This window comes from Solibacillus sp. FSL W7-1436, assembly GCF_038007305.1.
GTDB lineage: Bacteria > Bacillota > Bacilli > Bacillales_A > Planococcaceae > Solibacillus.
The window spans coordinates 103,334-120,851 of sequence record NZ_JBBOWV010000001.1; the positions used below are offsets into that span (position 1 = coordinate 103,334).

Sequence of the window (17,518 nt, forward strand, 5' to 3'; positions counted from 1 at the left end):
GTGATGGCGGCTGCCCTTGCAAAAGAAACAGGCATAGACTGGTCACAGGCCCCCTCTCCTGCCTTTGTAGTGGACGAGCGGTTACTTGAGCGCAATTTAAAACTGTTAAAATCCGTACAAGATCGTACGAATTGTGATATTTTACTTGCACTAAAAGGCTTTTCGATGTGGTCAACATTTCCAATGGCGCGCAATTATTTAGCGGGGATTACATCTTCTTCATTATTTGAAGCACGTCTTGGTTTTGAAGAATTCGGCAAGGAAGTACATGCTTACGCTCCTGCTTATGCAGAACATGAAATCGATGAATATTTAACTTATGTCGACCATATTGTATTTAACTCATTTGATCAGTTAAATAAATACAAAGACAAAGTGTTAAATCACGAGAAAAATATTTCAATTGGCTTACGTGTAAATCCTGGTTATTCAGAAGTGGAAACACCTCTTTATGACCCTTGCTATATTAACTCGCGTTTAGGAATTCCGGTGGAGTCGTTCCGTCCGGATGAACTTGACGGTGTTGAAGGCATTCACTTCCACGCTATGTGTGAGCAGGGTGCTGAAGTTCTGGAGCGTATTTTAGTACATTTTGAAGAGAAATACGGTGAATACTTGCATCAAATGAAGTGGATCAACTTCGGCGGAGGACACCATATTACAAAACCAGGCTATAATGTTGAGCTGCTAGTCAGCTTAATCAATCGCATCCAAGAAACATATGGCGTTAAAGTTATTTTAGAGCCAGGTGAAGCAATTGCACTGAATACAGGGTATTTAGTGGCGACAGTGCTTGATATCGTACATAACGGTATGGAACTTGCGATTGTCGATTCTTCAGCTACTTGCCATATGCCGGATACACTTGAAATGCCTTACCGCGCGCATATTATCGGTTCGGGTCAGCCAAACGAAAAAGCTTACACATATCGTTTAGGCGGCATGACTTGCCTGGCAGGCGACATTATTGGAGACTATTCATTTGATGAACCGCTTCAAGCAGGCGACAAACTTGTCTTTACGGACATGGCCCACTATACAATGGTGAAAACGCATATGTTCAATGGTGTAAATTTACCAAGTATTTGCACTTATAATGAACAGGATGGTATAAAAGTAATTCGTACTTTCCAATACGAAGACTACCGTAACCGTCTATCATAATTAACAATACAGGGTAACCAAAACATCCATTTCTCCTTGAGGAAATGGGTGTTTTCTGTTTTCTCAAGTTCCGTATTTAAATATACTTTCTCTATTTCGAGTGTTTTGCTGCATGAAGCTAATTAATATAGATAATAAAGAGGATATGTTAAACTTACTTTTAGTAACTTACTAAAGGAGTCTAATAACAATGAAGAAATTTGAATTCGGCATTTATTCCCTTGCTGATATTGGCATGGATCCTTTCACAGGAAAAACCCCCTCCCCTTCGCAACGTTTAGAGGAGATTTTACAGATGGCGGACTTAACGGAAAATTTAGGGCTGGATGTATTCGGTGTCGGCGAGCATCACCGTCTTGATTATGCCGTATCTGCCCCGCCTGTTGTCTTGTCTGCAATTTCTCAGCGGACAAAACATATAAAACTGACGAGTACAACAACCGTTTTAAGTACGGTGGATCCTGTTCGGCTTTATGAAGACTTTGCAACGCTTGATTTACTCAGCAACGGACGAGCCGAAATTTTAGCAGGTCGTGGTGCATTCATCGAATCTTTCCCGCTTTTCGGGTATTCAACAAGTGACTATGACGCATTATTTGAGGAAAATTTACTTTTACTACAACAATTAAATTCACAGGAACGTGTTACTTGGCGTGGTCAATTCCGCCCAGCTTTAAATAATGCGGAAATCGCTCCAAGACCTTTTAATCAGGAAATCCCTATTTGGGTTGGTGTTGGCGGCACCCCGGAAAGTGCCGTTCGAGCAGGTCGTGCAGGAGTTGGGATGGCACTTGCAATATTAGGCGGTCCCCTTGATCGGTTCCAGCCATTAGTGACTCTTTACCGAAAATCCGGACAGCATCATCCTGAAAAATTAAATGTTGGAGTTACCGGTCACCTTTTCATCGCCGAAACAACGAAACAGGCACAGGAGCAATTTTACCCTTACTATAAAAACTATTGGCAGTATGTTAATCAGCAACGCGGCAGTTTCAGCTTCCAGTTATCTTTTGAACAATTCATCGAAATTACCGGAACGAACATGGCATTATTTGTGGGAAGTCCTGAAGATGTTGCGGAAAAAATTATTAAACAATATGAGTTGTTCGGGCATAGCCGATTCCTGGCACAGCCGGATATCGGCGGTCAACCAATTGAACTTGTAAAAAACAGTATGAACTTATTTGCCAACGAAGTCGTTCCAATCGTTAGAAACCATATCAAAAATAACTTTTAATGATTTTCTATCGCAAATGAAAGAGAGCACGGTAACAACTTTACGTTGTACCATGCTCTTTTTTTTCATGTTCCACAATAGCTTACAAACGGCGGTTCTTCGTCTGTTGGTGGCTCAGTATATTTTTTGTACTGCTCTGTTATATTAAACGGACTTGCCAGCACTTGCAGCATTTCGGCAAACATCGACGGGTCGCCTTCTGCAAATTGTTCAATCGCCTGTTCCACAAAATGATTTCTTGGAATAACGGCCGGATTAACAGACTGCATTACTTGCATCGTTTCATCAATCGTCGTGTCCTGCTGTTCAATCCGTTCAAACCATGTTTTTTCCCACTGTTTAAATGCCTCTGACTGGAATAGGTCATTATTCGGTCGCTTACCTTCCGACAATGCACGGAAAGTATTTGTATAATCCGCTTCATGTTCTTCCATTAAATTCAGCAGATTATCAATCAGCTTCTCATCGTGTTCATCAATCGAAAGAAGACCTAATTTTTCCCTCATTTCGCTATAATAATAAGCTTCATAAATGGATGGGAATTTCCCGAGAATATTTTGTGCCAGTTGAACTGCTTCCTCTTCTTTTTCGTGAAGGAGCGGCAGCAAGCTCTCAGCAAAACGTGTTAAGTTCCATGAAGCGATCGGCGGCTGATTGCGGTAAGCATAGCGCCCCTGACGGTCAATCGAACTGAATACAGTGGCCACATCATACGTATCCATAAACGCACATGGCCCATAATCAATTGTTTCACCGCTGATTGTCATATTATCGGTATTCATGACCCCATGAATAAAACCGACACTTTGCCATTTCGCTATAAGGGCAGCTTGTCTGTCAAGCACCGCTTCGAGCAATGCAAGATAACGGTTTTCTTTCTGCAAAAGCTCGGGGTAGTGGCGTCGGATTGCATAATCTGCCAAAGCTTTTAAATCGTCTGCTTCTCCAAATGCTGCTGCATACTGAAACGTCCCGACCCGCAAGTGACTTGCGGCAACCCGTGTTAAAACAGCGCCTTCCAAAGCCGTTTCACGATAGATTATATTACCAGTTGCCGTTACGGCAAGACTGCGTGTTGTCGGAATCGAAAGTGCATGCATGGCCTCACTGATGATAAACTCACGCAACATTGGACCGAGTGCAGCACGTCCATCGCCACCACGGGAATATGGTGTAAGACCGGATCCTTTCAACTGAAGATCAAACCGTTCCCCATTTGGCGTGAGGTGCTCTCCGATTAATAACGCTCTTCCGTCGCCCAGCATATTAAAATGTCCGAATTGATGTCCCGCATAGGCTTGTGCAATTTGGGCCGCACCATCCGGCATTTCATGTCCCGCCAAAATTGCGGCACCTTGCTCTTTTAATTCCTGAGCCTCTAAACCAAGCTGCTCTGCCAATGTACGATTAAAGATAACAATCGAAGGTGATGTCACTTCATTAGCCTTTACATGGGAATAAAAAGTTTGCGGCAACTCCATGTAACTGTTATCAAAACGAAAACCAAAATTCTGCTTTTTATCTGTCATTGTTTTCGCCTCATTCCTTTCAAAGATGCATTTATTATAAACTTTTTTACACAAGTTAACCAAAGTTACGTCCGGTTATGATTTATATAAACACCCTTTTCTATGTTAACCACCAAAAAATAAAAGTTGACACAAAACAAAACTCACTTTATATTTATGTTAACTAAAATAATATAGAAGTTAACAACAAGGGGAGTAATGTATGGAGACTGTTCACAAAACACAAAGCTTTAAAACAATCGATTTAATTTACAGTGCACTTTTTGCCACACTTATTATGATTGGAGCAAATATTACATCATTTGTGCCTTTTCTGACAGTCGGTGGTGTGCCGATAACATTACAAGCATTTTTTGCAATATTAGCAGGTTTAGTGCTTGGAGCAAAAAAAGGTGCCATTGCATGTGCAGTATATATGTTTATCGGGTTGGCAGGAGCACCGGTATTCTCTAAATTCTCGGGCGGATTTTCCGCGATTCTACTTCCGACTTTCGGCTTTATCGTAACGTTTATAATTAGTGCATATATTGCCGGTAAAATTGCCGAAAAGTTTCAAACGCGACTTGCCTATATTATCGGGGCACTTATTGCGATGGCAGTAAACTATATTATAGGAACAACATGGATGTATTTTGCCTATACTTTATGGGCATCTGCACCTGAAGGTTTTACATTTAAATTGGCATGGCTATGGATGATTCCTCCAATGCCAAAAGATATTATTCTTTCAATTTTTGCCGGGTTCTTCGCATATCGTATCCAAAAAATCCTGAAAATCCTGCCTACTAAATAATTTAGTGGATTGCTGTGAAATTCCTTATGTCATGTTCTCGGCGTCATCATTATACCGGGATTCATATATTTGATATACTTTATTCAATAGATGAAGGAGGAATTTCATATGGCAAATCATTATCAAAATATAGTCGTTGCAGTAGATGGTTCAGAAATAAGCGAACTCGCTTTTCAAAAATCGATTGATATAGCAAAAAGAAATATCGGCTCGACTTTACATATTATCCATGTAATCGATACGAGCTTCTCCGCATCTTTTGATATGCTTTATGATAATATGGTTGAATTGGTCCGAAAACATGGCGAAGTTTTATTGGAGCGCTATGAATTGGAAGCAAAAGAGGCAGGTATTCCTTCGATCAATAAAATTTTAACAAAAGGCACACCCAAAACGGTTTTAGCAAGAAAACTTTCTGAACATGCGCCAGCAGATATTATTATTTGCGGTGCAACCGGTTCAAATGCGGCCGAGCAGATCTTCATGGGCTCCACTACTGAAGCAATCGTCCGGCATGCAACATGTGATGTTTTGATTGTCCGCACACCGGAAAAATAAAAAAGACTATGAGGTGCACTAAATGCCCTCATAGTCTTTTTTAAATCATTAAAATTTCCCGGATATCCCGCTCGGTTAATGTTCCCTTTGACGATTCATCACCATCCAAAATATCCGAAATAAGCATTTTTTTCTTCTGTTGAAGCTCACTCATTTTTTCCTCAATTGTTCCGTTTGCAATAAGTTTAATAACTTGTACAACTTCCTTTTGACCCATACGATGGGCACGGTCAGCTGCTTGTTCTTCGACTGCCGGATTCCACCATAAATCATATAAAATGACGGTATCTGCCCCTGTCAAATTCAGTCCCGTGCCACCTGCTTTTAATGAAATCAGAAACATATCCCGCTCTCCATCATTAAAAGAGTTACAAAGTGCAATCCGCTCTTCGGAAGGCGTCTGTCCATCAAGGTAAAAATACTGTTCCCCTCGCTTGGAAAGCTCTGTCGCAATCATTTTAAGCATTTGTGTAAACTGTGAAAAAATCAATACCCGTCGTCCGGATGCCTTTGATTGTTCCAACAACCGGAACAGCTGCTCAAACTTTGCGGAACCGCCTTTATACCCTTCGACAAACAGTGCCGGATGACAGCAGATTTGACGCAGTCTCGTAATTCCCGCCAAAATACGAATTCGGTTTTTATGGAACGTTTCTTGGTCCAGATGCTTCATCGTATCGACACGCAACTTGGCCAAATAGGCTGCATATAACGCTTTTTGCTCTGGTAACAGTTCCGCTTTTTCAATCATTTCCTCTTTTTGAGGTAATTCACCCAATACCTGTTCTTTCATTCGGCGAAGGAGAAACGGCCGTACTCTTCGTGCAATGTCTTTTCGCTGCATATGGCGGAACTCCTCAAGCTCGCGGAACAGCTGCGGAAAGATGACACGGTAAATGGACCATAATTCCGATAACGAGTTTTCAATCGGCGTTCCTGTTAAACCAAAGCGATTTGTCGCATTGATTCTCTTCACCGTTCTTGCTGTCTGTGTTACCGGATTTTTAAAAGCCTGTGCTTCGTCAAAAAATACTGTATGGAAATGCTGACGTTCATAGAATGCGCTATCTTTACGCAGTAACGGATAAGTTGTAATAATGACATCATGATCTTCCATCGTACGCAGTAAATGACGCCGCTCCGCTACTTCCCCATCAATGACAATCGCTTCGACTTCCGGCGCAAATTGCATAAACTCGTAAAGCCAGTTGTATGAAAGCGATGATGGACAAACGATCAGAACCGGCTGTTTATTGGCCCGGATGATCGGCAGTTCGGATACAATAAAAGCTATACTCTGGACCGTTTTCCCGAGCCCCATATCATCGGCAAGCACACCGCCGAATCCATAATTCGAGAGCAGTTTCAACCAGTTAAAACCATGTTTCTGGTAATCCCGAAGAATCGGTTCCAAAGTTTCCGGCACTTCAAATGACAATGATTCAGGATGTAATAATTGGCCAGTGAACTGTTTAAATGATTCTTCCGCTTCAAATATATCACTTTGCTCAAACTGCTCCAAAAACGGTAGACTATCCAATACTGGCATATTAAACGTTAATTCATACTCATCATCCTGAGCTGGAATCGCTCTAAGAAATCGTTGAATTTCTTCGATTTCCTTCGTCTCCAGAGACAGCAGTGCCCCATCTTGCAATCGATAATATTTTTGCTTCACTTTGATTGCCGCTAAAATTTCTTTAATTTGCTTATTCGAAACGCCATCCATTTCAAATTTAAATTCAAGCCAGTTTGTCCGTTCCTTTTGGACATTCACCCGGATTTTCGGAAAATTATTTTCTTTGGCAATCCGCAGCTTCACCGAATTTGTTGCATAGATTTTTGCGAGTTTTGTAAGTTTTGGAAGCCGGTGATATAAAAACTCGTATTCAAGTTCTTCATTTTGCATATAGTAGCCGCCATCCGTTTTTGTAAAGCCGCTTTCATCCATCAACGCTAAAACCGCCGCCTCCTTTTCGATATCCCGTATGAGGAACACGTCATCCGAAAGCTGTTCATCCAATGGCTGAATAACAAATTGCCCATACTGAAATTCCATACCTGCAAGGAAACGGTTTTTCAGACGGTCTAAATAAACATTTACTACTAGCGGGGTTTTCATCTGTTTTACCGAAAGCTCCCTAGCCATTTCGACAACACCTATTTTTTTCAATTTAGGTATCACCTGTTCCCGGAAGTAATCCCAGTGCGAATGTTCAATTGTTATTAGAGATTTTTGCTTAAGCATTTGCTTTAATTCGAAAAGCTGCTCCATGCTGTCATCACTCATTTGCGTCAATGTACCGTCAAATAACACTAACCGGTAACCCCGAAGCAAGACAGCACGTTCAATTCCTTCTATATAAAGCTGATATTCTTCACCTTTTGATTCCATGAAAAAACGAAGTGCTGTAGGCTGTGTTGCAATCTTTATTTCATCATAGCTTTTGTTTCGATAATATAACGAAACATTTTTCGTATTGGAAATCAATGCAGAAAGGATGTACCAGGATGAAGGCGGAATGATCAGCAAATGCTGCTCCTGATTCTGTACAGGCATATCATTATAAAGTACTTCGTCTTCCACAATTTTAATCAGGAACTGTAAGATGGCATCATCCTGTTCATCAAAACAGAACTGTTCAAAATTGTAAACTGTATTTTGAGAAATCCGGTATGGCTTTCTATTATTTATATGTGTTAAAAACTCCCGAACAGATATAATTTGCTCTCCATTAACTTGGAGTTGTATCCCAATAACCGGGTCTTGTACTGTAAGTTGAACGGGTGTTATTAAAAACTGTACATTCAATACTTCCCGCTTTTCAAAGTGACGCTGCTGACTTGTCGTTTGTGCTGCCTTTTGTTTAAAAATAGAAAGAAAACTGTTTTCAGAAATAAAACGTTCATCGTATTCATCTTCCGGAAGTGATTGTGCCTTATTTTTGTTGAGATTGTATATAGCAATAAGAACCGCTGCCACATGTTGACAGCTTTTTCTGAAATCACCCAATGTCGGACAACTGCATGATGTTATAAATTGACCTGCTCCCTCTTTTTCTATACGGACAACGAATTGTTCCGTGCTTTTTACAACCGCTTCTCCATACATATCCGTATATTGCCGGAATTTCACTTTCCCTGTTTGATAAAAAGTTTGCCCTTTTTTAAAAGAAACGGTTCCGCATAGATTTTTTATTTGTTTTTCGGATAGTTTTATATCCATGCCGATCCCCCTTTTCTATTCACTCCATTTTCTCATGCCACTCATTGAATTACTAGTTCGAAGCGAAAATGAAAAAACCTTTAACTCTTCGGTAATAATGATATGAGGTAAGAAATTGAACATAATTAAGAGCAAAAAAAATATCAGATTTCTCTAAGAGAAAAATGATATTTTGGGTTATCCTTGCCCCTAAAAACTCAAGCAAAAGATGATTTGATTTTTTCCAGATGACGGACTGTTGGCGTCAAGTTGGCAAAGAAGTATGCTTCACGCAGTTTGCGGGATGGTACACTTCCTGCAACATAACCGGCAGCTCCATTGTGAATCATGTTCGCCTGTACCGCAGCTAATGTATCGTGCACTGCTTGTAGACGTGTGTTGACAATTCCTTTCAATGTCAAATTGCTTGCCAAGTTGTTCAACTCTGCATTAATTCTTTCATATTGATCGCGCAGTTCGGTTGCCTGTACTTTTAAATATTCATTACAGCCATTTTGCTTCGCTTTTACTTTTTCAATACCTTCAACTGCTGCAGCAATTACACCTGTACCAAGCGGAACTTGATAATAAATAAACGTAGGGCGAATAATATCGCAAAATGCTTTTGCATCCTCGGAGATGACAAAGTCTTTCGAAATTACGACATGATCAAATTTACACGAATATGTCGCGCTGCCATTCACTCCAAGGAAACCAAGTCGTTCATTCATTACAAGACCTTCGATATCAGTTGGTACAAGTACCAGAATTTCACGACTATCGACTGTCGCAACCGCACCAAAGTAATGACGGTTCCCCAAGTTTGATACAGCAGGCAATGTTCCATTGATGACATAACCTTCATCTGTCTTTTCAGCCTTCAGATGAAGTTTTTCTAATCCGGAATAGTACTTCATCGCATTTGATAAACCTGTTGCACCAAGCTTTATGCCATTTTCCAGCTCAGGTAATATTGTTTGCTTTAAATACGCGTTATTACTATTACGTAAATAAGTTAATGCGGCTAAATGGCACCAAACACAAAACGCTGTTGTCATACAAACCTTTGCTGTTTCACGAACAACCGCTGCCTCATCTTGTAATAGCGTCGATTGGTCCTTATTTGCCGATTGGAAGAAACCAGCCTCGCTTAGCGCTAAAATATAGTCTTCTGCATAATGTGCCTGCTCATCGACCTTCTTCACTACGGGCTTCAGTTTTTCATCGATGATTCGTTCTAACAATTCTTTGTTCAATGCCATTGTCCCCGCATCCTTTCCTTTTAGTCTGCCAATTCCGTTAATGATGTGATTGGTGTTTGTACTGCTTCACGTGCACGTTTTACAGCTGCTTCATCAGGTGCATCATAGAAACATAAACATTTTGTCATATCTTCACATACATACGTACGAGAGAATTTTACATCTGGAACTTCTTCGTATTTTACCGAATTTTTCTTTTTACGCTCTAAATATTTTTCCATTGTGATTTCTGCAGGAATTTCCCATTCTACTAGGTAGTTTACTTGCTCGCCGCCTGCTTTGACTTCATCAAGTTCTTTACCGATTAAACGTACTTCCTTTACTAAATCAATTGCAACACCCTGTGTTTGTAATGCTGTTTTTGCAGCTTCCTCATCAGATGCTTCAATAATGAAATAGCCACGTGAAAAATCTTTCGCCACTTGAACTTCGATAACTCCAACACCTTCTGTAGCATGCACTTTTTCGACTAATGCCGAAAATGCTTCCTTCGAAGAAACCTCGTTAATTGTTGATTCTACTAAAAATAAACTCATTGTATTTTCCTCCTAATAGTAAATGTTAGATTGTTATATATTCAAATAGGCGTTCTGATTAGAGAGCGCACTATGAATAACCATTTTAAATGCCTTTTACAGGTTAAAAAAATTAACTCGCATTGCATAAAATTAATGTTTATACTTGTATCAAGGAGGCGAAAACATGAAAACACGTTACGACTTACCCTGTAACATTGCACAAACATTAAATATTCTTGGTGATCGTTGGACGCTTCTCATCATTCATGAACTGCTGATTGGTGAAACTAACTTCAACGATATTAAACTGAAGCTTCCAGGGTTGTCAGCAAATATTCTGTCTAACAGGTTAAAAGAATTGGAAGAAGCACTGATCGTTCAAAGTGAGCTATATTCCGTCCATCCCCCACGCTACCGTTATACATTAACGGAAAAAGGTACTGCCCTTGAGCATGTTTTCAATTCGATGATTATATGGGGTGCTGATCATTTGGATACCTGCTATAAAGAAATCGTCGGTCCTGATGAACAGCGTGTAGAAGTCGGATATTATTCTACTGAAACAGGCGAACGCGTCGACACATTACATATACGGCCGATAAAAACTGTCTAAAATCTTTAGGCAGTTTTATTTTGCGCCTCCCCATATGCGATTGACCCAGCTTTCAAAATAATGAATGCCTTTATCCAGTAAAAGGCCAAGTACCCCGATTACAACAATACACGCCATGACTAAATCCAGACTTAAAGAATTTCGTGCATCGACTATTAAAAATCCTAAACCCGATTGCGCACCGACCATTTCCCCGGCTACGAGGAAAATCCATGCAGAACCTAGCGCCATATGCAGTCCATTGGCGATCATCGGAAATGAAGCCGGCAATATAATTTTTCTCATTGTCTCAAAAGGGCTCATTTCAAAATTTGACGCAATACGTAAATACGTTTTGTCGACTTTTTTTACCGCTGATACCGTGGACAATAAGACCGGGAAAAATGCAGCGATAAAAATAATAACAATCGCGGGCATATTGCCAATGCCAAACCATAAAACGATAAACGGTGACCACGCAATTGGTGAAACCGGTCGCAATACTTGAACAACGGGATCGAGCACTTTCCAGACAGCCGGCAACCTTCCTAAAATTAAACCTAATGAAATGGCTGCAGCAACAGCAATCAGATATCCTGAAAAAAATCGTACTAAACTAATTTGTATATGTGCAAACAGCGAACCATCGGAAATGATCGCAAATAATGCTTCCCCCACTTTTAAAGGCGGAGGGAAAAGTGCCGACTGATGCCCACCTATCATAATGGCAACTTGCCAAACGACTAGTAATAATAGAAAGCCAAGTGCAATCGGGGACAATTTCTTCACTATCGCCATACTATCCCTCCGTCCTCTACTAATTTACAAAGCTAGCATCAACAAAATCTTCATAGGAAGGCGGGTTTTCGGATAATCCCATTTCCAGTAATGCATCACGCAGAATCGCATAGCTGTCTTGTTCAATGCTTAAATTGTCATAGGAAATCCAATCTAATGAAATATCCAATACATTTTTTTCAACTGTTAAATATTGGCCAACGACTTCATGCATATGATCGTCTTTTCCTTGTGCAAGCTCTCCGCCTGCTACATAGTCATCGACAAACTTCCCTGCTAAATCTTTATTGTCTTTAATAAACTGGCCACGCAATACTAAACCGCAATCAATTGAATCTTGCCAAATCTCTTCTGACTGATAAAGCACTTTCCCGTTTTCCAACGCTACGGATATCGCGCCAAATGGCTCAGCGACTACATAACCAGCAATACGCCCTTCCGCTAAAGCTGCAGGCATTTCCGCTGGCGGCAATTCGATCACATCTACTTCATCATAAGCAATGCCATGTTTTTTCAGCATTTCATACAACAAAATATTGTGTGTTGAAAACCTGCTTGGGATCGCAAAAGATTTCCCTTTCAGTTCTTCTACGGAATTTATATCTTTACTACCGATTAATACATTACCATCACGGTGACCAAGCGCCACTGCTTTTAAATCAATGCCTTTTTCCTTTGCATTCATCGCTAATTGGATCAATACAGATGCCCCATCAATTGCACCAGTATTTAGTGCATCCATCAGCTCAGGCCAAGACCCGAATTTCACGAGCTCTAAATTATAATCTTCATACTTTTCATCATTCTGCATATATAGCGGAACTGCGTGCGTAATCGGTAAATAACCGATTTTAATCGTTGGCTTTTTCCCATCACCTGCAGAACTGCCTGTTTCGTTCGTCCCACAGGCAGTTAACAATGTCATGAAAAGCATTGTCATGATTAACACTACTTTTTTCATCTGCTATCCTCCTAAATATTAAATTCGATCGTTGCTTTATCATGAGTAAATTGGAATTCATTGAATATAATTTCACGGTAATGCTGAAAATCCGTATCTGCACGATTGCGTTCCTTAGGCAACTTCAGCACAACTTCTTTATGGATTTCACCAGGATTTGGCTTCATGATGAGAATACGATCTGCTAAATAAATCGCTTCATCGATATCATGGGTTACTAATACAATCGTCATTTTCTCGCGTTGCTGAATTTGTTTCAATTCATCCTGTAAATAATAGCGTGTAAATGTATCAAGCGCTCCAAACGGTTCATCCATTAAAATGACTTCCGGTTGAATCGCCAGTGCACGAGCTATTGCAACACGTTGCTGCATACCGCCCGACAGCTCGCTAGGCAATGCATTTGCACGGTCTTCCAATCCGACCATCTGTAAATAATGGGCCGCTCTTTTTGTAATGTCAGCAGTCGATAACTCCGAATTTTCAATACCGAGCTCCACATTTTTCCGAACTGAGCGCCACGGCAGCAGTCCATAATTTTGCATAAGCATAATACAGCGTTTACTAGGTTTTGTAACAGCCGTCCCATCAAGCAGGATCTGTCCTTGATTAATTGTTTCAAAGCCACCGATACAATTTAGCAATGTACTTTTGCCACAACCGCTTTTCCCCAAAATGGCAATCAATTCGCCGTGTTTTATATTAAAGGTAACATCTTTCAGTACTGTCGGACCTTTTTCTCCATACGACTTTGAAACTTCATTAATTTCAATCTTAGGTGTCGCCAATTATTTTTCACCCCAATACCGATTATTCAACTTGGTTTTATATTATATGAGTTATATTATTATACTTACTTAAATAAAACAACCTTATTTTTTAATAAATTTTTATTTTCTAAAAAATAATCGGATATTTTTTGAATATAATGTAAAATGGAGCAATCTACTATAATTAGGTTTGGTACGTTTTATCGGAAAGTGAGGGCCAAATGAATGAAAAAAGTAACATTAATTCCACAAGCGCTTAGCTATGCTAAAGAAATTCACCGGTTATCCCAGGCACCCGAGGTGAAGAATGCACTCGGACTTCCAACTCAATCTGTGGAAGATACGGAAAACTTTATTATCAATACATTAATGGAGGAATCTGAAGGGAGAACAATTTCCCGTATTATATTAAATGAAGAGGATCAATTGATCGGAATTACGACTCTGATGTTTATCGATCAGTCCAATAAACAGTGTCATATCGGAAGCTGGATCGGTGTCGATTATTGGGGCCAAGGCTATAATCTGGCTTCTAAAATCGAACTTCTGAAAATAGCATTTGAATACCTGCATCTTGAGGTAGTATTTGCCGGTGCACGTACTGTCAATTTGCGTTCCCAAAAAGCACAGGAAAAACTCCCGTTCATCTCTTTAAATATCGAACAGCAATTTCCTGAAGAACATTTGCTGCTGGAAAAAAGACAAAAGCAGCCTTGTATTTTAAATGCTGTTTTCAGGGACGACTTTCTCAACTATTTATATCCAACACAAAAAGAGCGGAAAATTTAGAGATTACTCTAATTTTCCGCTCATTGTGTTTTAATTAGCAGTTGCTTGTTTTGTGAAGCGAGGATGTGCCCAAAGTTCACGCCATTTAATGAATGATGTAATTACAATGATCAATCCTAATGTCAGCATTATAATCGATAATATACCGTTTAGAATATTGTATCCACCAGCCATATCGTTCCAGTAAACATTTTTCACCATCCAGAATCCTGCTACATTTACCGTAATGTATAAATATACTAACGGAATAAAGCAAGTTAAAGCATAAATCCGTTTATCCGCTACTTTCAATACGAATGTTACACCACATACTAGACCAATGGAGGCCATCAGCTGGTTGGATACACCGAATAATGCCCAGACAGAGGCAATATCGCCGGAATTCAATAAGTACCCCCACATGATACAGGCCAATGCACTTGCTCCAATTGCTCCTGGTAGCCAATCCGTCTTTTTCAGCGGCTTGTAAACATTTCCTAAAAAGTCTTGAATTAAATAACGTGCTGTACGTGTACCTGCGTCAATGGCAGTTAAAATAAAGACCGCTTCAAACATAATAACAAATTGATAGAAGTAAGCGGTTAGATGACTAAACCATTCTACACCTGCAAATATGGATGCCATACCAACTGCAAGTGTTACAGCACCACCAGTACGTCCCTCCAAATCCATACCAATCGCTTCTGACAATACTGGTAAATCAACTACCGTCATGCCTAATTTCGCGAATGCTTCAGGTGATGAGTTAATCGCAAAGTAATCTGCCGGATGTAATACCGTAGCGGCGATCAGTGCCATTACCCCAACGACACATTCTACGAGCATTGCACCAAAACCAACTACGCGAATATCATCCCAACGATTTAACATTTTCGGTGTAGTACCTGACCCTACAAAAGCATGGAAACCGGAAATAGCTCCACAAGCGATTGTAATCGAAACGAATGGCCATACTGGACCAGCAACGATTGGACCGCCTCCAAGGAATTCAGGAATAAATGCAGGGAATTGAATTGTCGGATTAATAATGAACACACCAATAATTAAAGCAACAAATACCCCAATTTTCATGAAACTGCTTAAATAATCACGCGGTGCCAGTAAGAACCAGACTGGTAAAGCAGCAGCAAAGAATGCGTAAATCGGCAATAGAATCGATAATGTTTCACGATCCAATGTTAATACATCACCCAACCAAGTACCTTGAATAGACGGTCCGTAGAAAACGGCACCAACAAGGAGAATGACCCCAAGTATTGTTGAAATCTTCAAGTTCCCTGTAAACTTATTAATCAGACCCATGAGCATTGCAATCGGTATCGTTGCGGCAACTGCAAATGTTCCCCAAGGGTTTTCTGCTAAAGCTCCTAAAATAACCATCGATAAACCGGCCATTGTAATTGTAATAATGAAAAGCATCGCTAATCCTGTACAAAAACCTGCGACAGGCCCAAGCTCTTCACGCATAACTTCCGATAATGACTTCCCGCCTTTTGTCATCGAAGCAAATAATACAACAGCATCATGTACTGCACCCCCGATAACGGCACCAATTAATAACCAAAGATAACCCGGTAAATAACCAAATTGCGCAGCTAAGATTGGTCCAACTAACGGTCCGGCAGCTGCAATTGCTGCAAAGTGATGCCCGAAAGCTACCCAACGATTTGTCGGTACATAGTCTTGTCCGTCATTTTTTTCGTTTGCAGGTGTTGGCGTATCTTCATTAATCTTCAATACTTTTTTTGTAAAGAAAATTCCGTAAAAACGATAGGCAATTACTAAAATACATATTGCCCCAATTACTAGTGTAATTGCATTCATTACATTCTCCCCCTATGTATCTCTCTTTTGTTGTAGTATAACAATAACAAATTCTGAAACTGTTGTATCACAAATTTTCAAATTAACTGAAAATTGTGCACAATAGCTATTTTATCATACTAAACAGCCGGAATTATTAAAATAATCAAAATAATAGAAATGATTTTTGCATACATTGCTTCACATATCTATGTCATATGAATACTTTCTTCTCAATAAAGAACTCCATTATTCATTCCTGATAATTTTATATCATTTTTTTGTAATATAAATGAAATATAATTAATGTTTATTATAAAGTGAGATGGGAATTTAACTAGTAAGCTTAGCAATAAGCTAAAAATTTTCACTAGGAGGATGTAAGACATGGCTAATAACAACAAACGTAATCAGAATCAGAATGACGGATCAATGACGGTTCAAGAAGCGGGTCGTAAAGGCGGAGAAGCTACATCTAATAACCATGGTAGAGAATTTTATGAAGAAATCGGCCGTAAAGGTGGAGAAGCGAGCAGCGGAAACAACCAAAACGGTAATAACAACAATAACAACAGCGGCAAAATGAGCCGTGAAGAGGCTGGCCGTAAAGGCGGAGAAGCAAGCCGCAGAAATAATAACAGCAACAATTCCAACAATAAAAATAACAAAAATAACTCTTAATTAGTTGAATAACCTTGAAGACAGGTTAATTGAATATGTAAATATCATTTACGTTAATAAAAGATGTCTGCCATTTAGAAGAATGGCAGACATCTTTTTTTGTATGCTTTTACTCGTTTATCCAAAATTTATCTCAATCAGTATACATATCCAAACAAATTACTTGAAAATATTATATGAGAATTATATATTATTTTATGCTCGCTATATTCAAAGCGAGCGTTTTATTGTGTTTTCTTATTTATTTTATATATAGAAAAGGAAATGAGCGCATACATGCAACAATCTACAAACGAATCTTTATTTGAATTAATTAATTCCACTATAAAAGCTACCGGCCTCAATACAATATTGGAAGAGGATCATACCGGAGTAAATATGAGCTATAATTTTATAACAAATGTTGTTAGTTTTGATGCAAACCGTTTAGTGGAAGCTGCTGATGAACTATCAAGCATTCCATTTGATCAATATGTAAAAACCATTACACTTCATGAACTAGGTCATGCGATTGACCGTCCTGCCCTAGATGCTTCTTTAACGAGAACCCTCGATTATTTTAATATGCGGGATCAATATTCTACCGAAGAAATTTTTCAAAACCCCGATTTACTAGGTATGATTATTGAAGAACATCAAATGAACATCGCTTTTGAAGAAACTGCCTGGGCAAATGCAGAAATCCTGAATCAAAAATTACAATATATCGATCATAATTCATTTGAAATGATAAAGAAACATAGTCTTTCCACTTATATTAGAAATTATGAAGAAGATTTGGCTGCTTACAAAACGCTGCTGGAACAAACAGAGCTTCAGCCTGTTTAATTTTAGTCGGCAAACAATTAATAATACGTA

Annotated in this window: 16 protein-coding genes; 8 read left to right on the plus strand and 8 right to left on the minus strand. The window is 39.4% G+C overall.

Annotation, left to right across the window (positions count from 1 at the left end; translation table 11 throughout):
- The first annotated feature begins 3 nt into the window (after positions 1-3).
- Entirely contained in the window at positions 4-1,164 is a 1,161-nt protein-coding gene (gene nspC / locus MKX73_RS00505; RefSeq protein WP_340718819.1) for a carboxynorspermidine decarboxylase, read from the plus strand.
- A 190-nt stretch (positions 1,165-1,354) separates the two neighbouring features.
- Complete coding sequence (locus tag MKX73_RS00510; protein ID WP_340715842.1) at positions 1,355-2,401, plus strand: LLM class flavin-dependent oxidoreductase; 1,047 nt, start codon at positions 1,355-1,357, stop codon at positions 2,399-2,401.
- 65 nt (positions 2,402-2,466) lie between these two features.
- On the opposite strand, the gene MKX73_RS00515 is transcribed toward MKX73_RS00510, so the two are convergent.
- The gene (locus MKX73_RS00515; protein WP_340715843.1) at positions 2,467-3,930 is read right to left on the minus strand and encodes a protein adenylyltransferase SelO; all 1,464 of its coding nucleotides are present in this window, start codon (positions 3,928-3,930) and stop codon (positions 2,467-2,469) included.
- A 202-nt stretch (positions 3,931-4,132) separates the two neighbouring features.
- Here MKX73_RS00515 and MKX73_RS00520 point away from each other — a divergent pair, with 202 nt between their 5' ends.
- Complete coding sequence (locus tag MKX73_RS00520; RefSeq protein WP_340715844.1) at positions 4,133-4,723, plus strand: biotin transporter BioY; 591 nt, start codon at positions 4,133-4,135, stop codon at positions 4,721-4,723.
- 108 nt (positions 4,724-4,831) lie between these two features.
- Positions 4,832-5,281 carry a universal stress protein gene (locus tag MKX73_RS00525; RefSeq protein ID WP_340715845.1) on the plus strand — a complete coding sequence of 150 codons (450 nt, stop codon included), beginning with the start codon at positions 4,832-4,834 and terminating at the stop codon, positions 5,279-5,281.
- A gap of 40 nt (positions 5,282-5,321) precedes the next feature.
- Here MKX73_RS00525 and MKX73_RS00530 read toward each other — a convergent pair whose 3' ends face one another.
- From MKX73_RS00530 to MKX73_RS00540, 3 genes are all read right to left on the minus strand, one after another.
- A complete protein-coding gene (locus MKX73_RS00530; protein WP_340715846.1) occupies positions 5,322-8,507 on the minus strand; it encodes a DEAD/DEAH box helicase in 3,186 nt (1,061 codons plus the stop codon).
- Between the two features lie 197 nt (positions 8,508-8,704).
- Positions 8,705-9,748, minus strand: a complete 1,044-nt coding sequence (locus MKX73_RS00535; protein ID WP_340715847.1) for an acyl-CoA dehydrogenase family protein — start codon at positions 9,746-9,748, stop codon at positions 8,705-8,707.
- A 20-nt stretch (positions 9,749-9,768) separates the two neighbouring features.
- Positions 9,769-10,284, minus strand: a complete 516-nt coding sequence (locus tag MKX73_RS00540) for a DUF4242 domain-containing protein (RefSeq protein ID WP_340715848.1) — start codon at positions 10,282-10,284, stop codon at positions 9,769-9,771.
- A 166-nt stretch (positions 10,285-10,450) separates the two neighbouring features.
- Here MKX73_RS00540 and MKX73_RS00545 point away from each other — a divergent pair, with 166 nt between their 5' ends.
- Entirely contained in the window at positions 10,451-10,879 is a 429-nt protein-coding gene (locus MKX73_RS00545; RefSeq protein ID WP_340715849.1) for a winged helix-turn-helix transcriptional regulator, read from the plus strand.
- 15 nt (positions 10,880-10,894) lie between these two features.
- Here MKX73_RS00545 and MKX73_RS00550 read toward each other — a convergent pair whose 3' ends face one another.
- From MKX73_RS00550 to MKX73_RS00560, 3 genes are read right to left on the minus strand one after another with little or no spacing between them, the layout of a single operon-like run.
- Positions 10,895-11,656, minus strand: a complete 762-nt coding sequence (locus MKX73_RS00550; protein WP_340715850.1) for an ABC transporter permease — start codon at positions 11,654-11,656, stop codon at positions 10,895-10,897.
- Between the two features lie 19 nt (positions 11,657-11,675).
- Positions 11,676-12,617 (minus strand): ABC transporter substrate-binding protein, encoded by a 942-nt coding sequence (locus MKX73_RS00555; RefSeq protein WP_340715851.1) that lies wholly within the window; start codon positions 12,615-12,617, stop codon positions 11,676-11,678.
- 11 nt (positions 12,618-12,628) lie between these two features.
- Positions 12,629-13,405: an ABC transporter ATP-binding protein gene (locus MKX73_RS00560; protein WP_340715852.1), complete on the minus strand. Its 777-nt coding sequence runs from the start codon at positions 13,403-13,405 to the stop codon at positions 12,629-12,631.
- Between the two features lie 207 nt (positions 13,406-13,612).
- Between MKX73_RS00560 and MKX73_RS00565 the strand changes: the two genes are divergently transcribed.
- Positions 13,613-14,176, plus strand: coding sequence for a GNAT family N-acetyltransferase (locus MKX73_RS00565; protein ID WP_340715853.1), 564 nt, complete (start codon positions 13,613-13,615; stop codon positions 14,174-14,176).
- Positions 14,177-14,206: 30 nt separating this feature from the next.
- On the opposite strand, the gene MKX73_RS00570 is transcribed toward MKX73_RS00565, so the two are convergent.
- A complete protein-coding gene (locus MKX73_RS00570; protein ID WP_340715854.1) occupies positions 14,207-16,000 on the minus strand; it encodes a carbon starvation CstA family protein in 1,794 nt (597 codons plus the stop codon).
- 366 nt (positions 16,001-16,366) lie between these two features.
- On the opposite strand from MKX73_RS00570, the gene MKX73_RS00575 reads away from it, so the two are divergent.
- On the plus strand, positions 16,367-16,660 hold the full coding sequence (locus MKX73_RS00575) for a KGG domain-containing protein (protein WP_340715855.1): 294 nt from the start codon (positions 16,367-16,369) through the stop codon (positions 16,658-16,660).
- Between the two features lie 276 nt (positions 16,661-16,936).
- Entirely contained in the window at positions 16,937-17,488 is a 552-nt protein-coding gene (locus MKX73_RS00580; RefSeq protein ID WP_340715856.1) for an integrase, read from the plus strand.
- Positions 17,489-17,518: the final 30 nt, after the last annotated feature.

Coding starts and splice junctions, on each gene's coding strand:
- nspC (WP_340718819.1), top strand. CDS start 4: ATGGCGGCTGCCCTTGCAAAAGAAACAGGCATAGACTGGTCACAGGCC.
- MKX73_RS00510 (WP_340715842.1), top strand. CDS start 1,355: ATGAAGAAATTTGAATTCGGCATTTATTCCCTTGCTGATATTGGCATG.
- MKX73_RS00515 (WP_340715843.1), bottom strand. CDS start 3,930: ATGACAGATAAAAAGCAGAATTTTGGTTTTCGTTTTGATAACAGTTAC.
- MKX73_RS00520 (WP_340715844.1), top strand. CDS start 4,133: ATGGAGACTGTTCACAAAACACAAAGCTTTAAAACAATCGATTTAATT.
- MKX73_RS00525 (WP_340715845.1), top strand. CDS start 4,832: ATGGCAAATCATTATCAAAATATAGTCGTTGCAGTAGATGGTTCAGAA.
- MKX73_RS00530 (WP_340715846.1), bottom strand. CDS start 8,507: ATGGATATAAAACTATCCGAAAAACAAATAAAAAATCTATGCGGAACC.
- MKX73_RS00535 (WP_340715847.1), bottom strand. CDS start 9,748: ATGGCATTGAACAAAGAATTGTTAGAACGAATCATCGATGAAAAACTG.
- MKX73_RS00540 (WP_340715848.1), bottom strand. CDS start 10,284: ATGAGTTTATTTTTAGTAGAATCAACAATTAACGAGGTTTCTTCGAAG.
- MKX73_RS00545 (WP_340715849.1), top strand. CDS start 10,451: ATGAAAACACGTTACGACTTACCCTGTAACATTGCACAAACATTAAAT.
- MKX73_RS00550 (WP_340715850.1), bottom strand. CDS start 11,656: ATGGCGATAGTGAAGAAATTGTCCCCGATTGCACTTGGCTTTCTATTA.
- MKX73_RS00555 (WP_340715851.1), bottom strand. CDS start 12,617: ATGAAAAAAGTAGTGTTAATCATGACAATGCTTTTCATGACATTGTTA.
- MKX73_RS00565 (WP_340715853.1), top strand. CDS start 13,613: ATGAAAAAAGTAACATTAATTCCACAAGCGCTTAGCTATGCTAAAGAA.
- MKX73_RS00570 (WP_340715854.1), bottom strand. CDS start 16,000: ATGAATGCAATTACACTAGTAATTGGGGCAATATGTATTTTAGTAATT.
- MKX73_RS00575 (WP_340715855.1), top strand. CDS start 16,367: ATGGCTAATAACAACAAACGTAATCAGAATCAGAATGACGGATCAATG.
- MKX73_RS00580 (WP_340715856.1), top strand. CDS start 16,937: ATGCAACAATCTACAAACGAATCTTTATTTGAATTAATTAATTCCACT.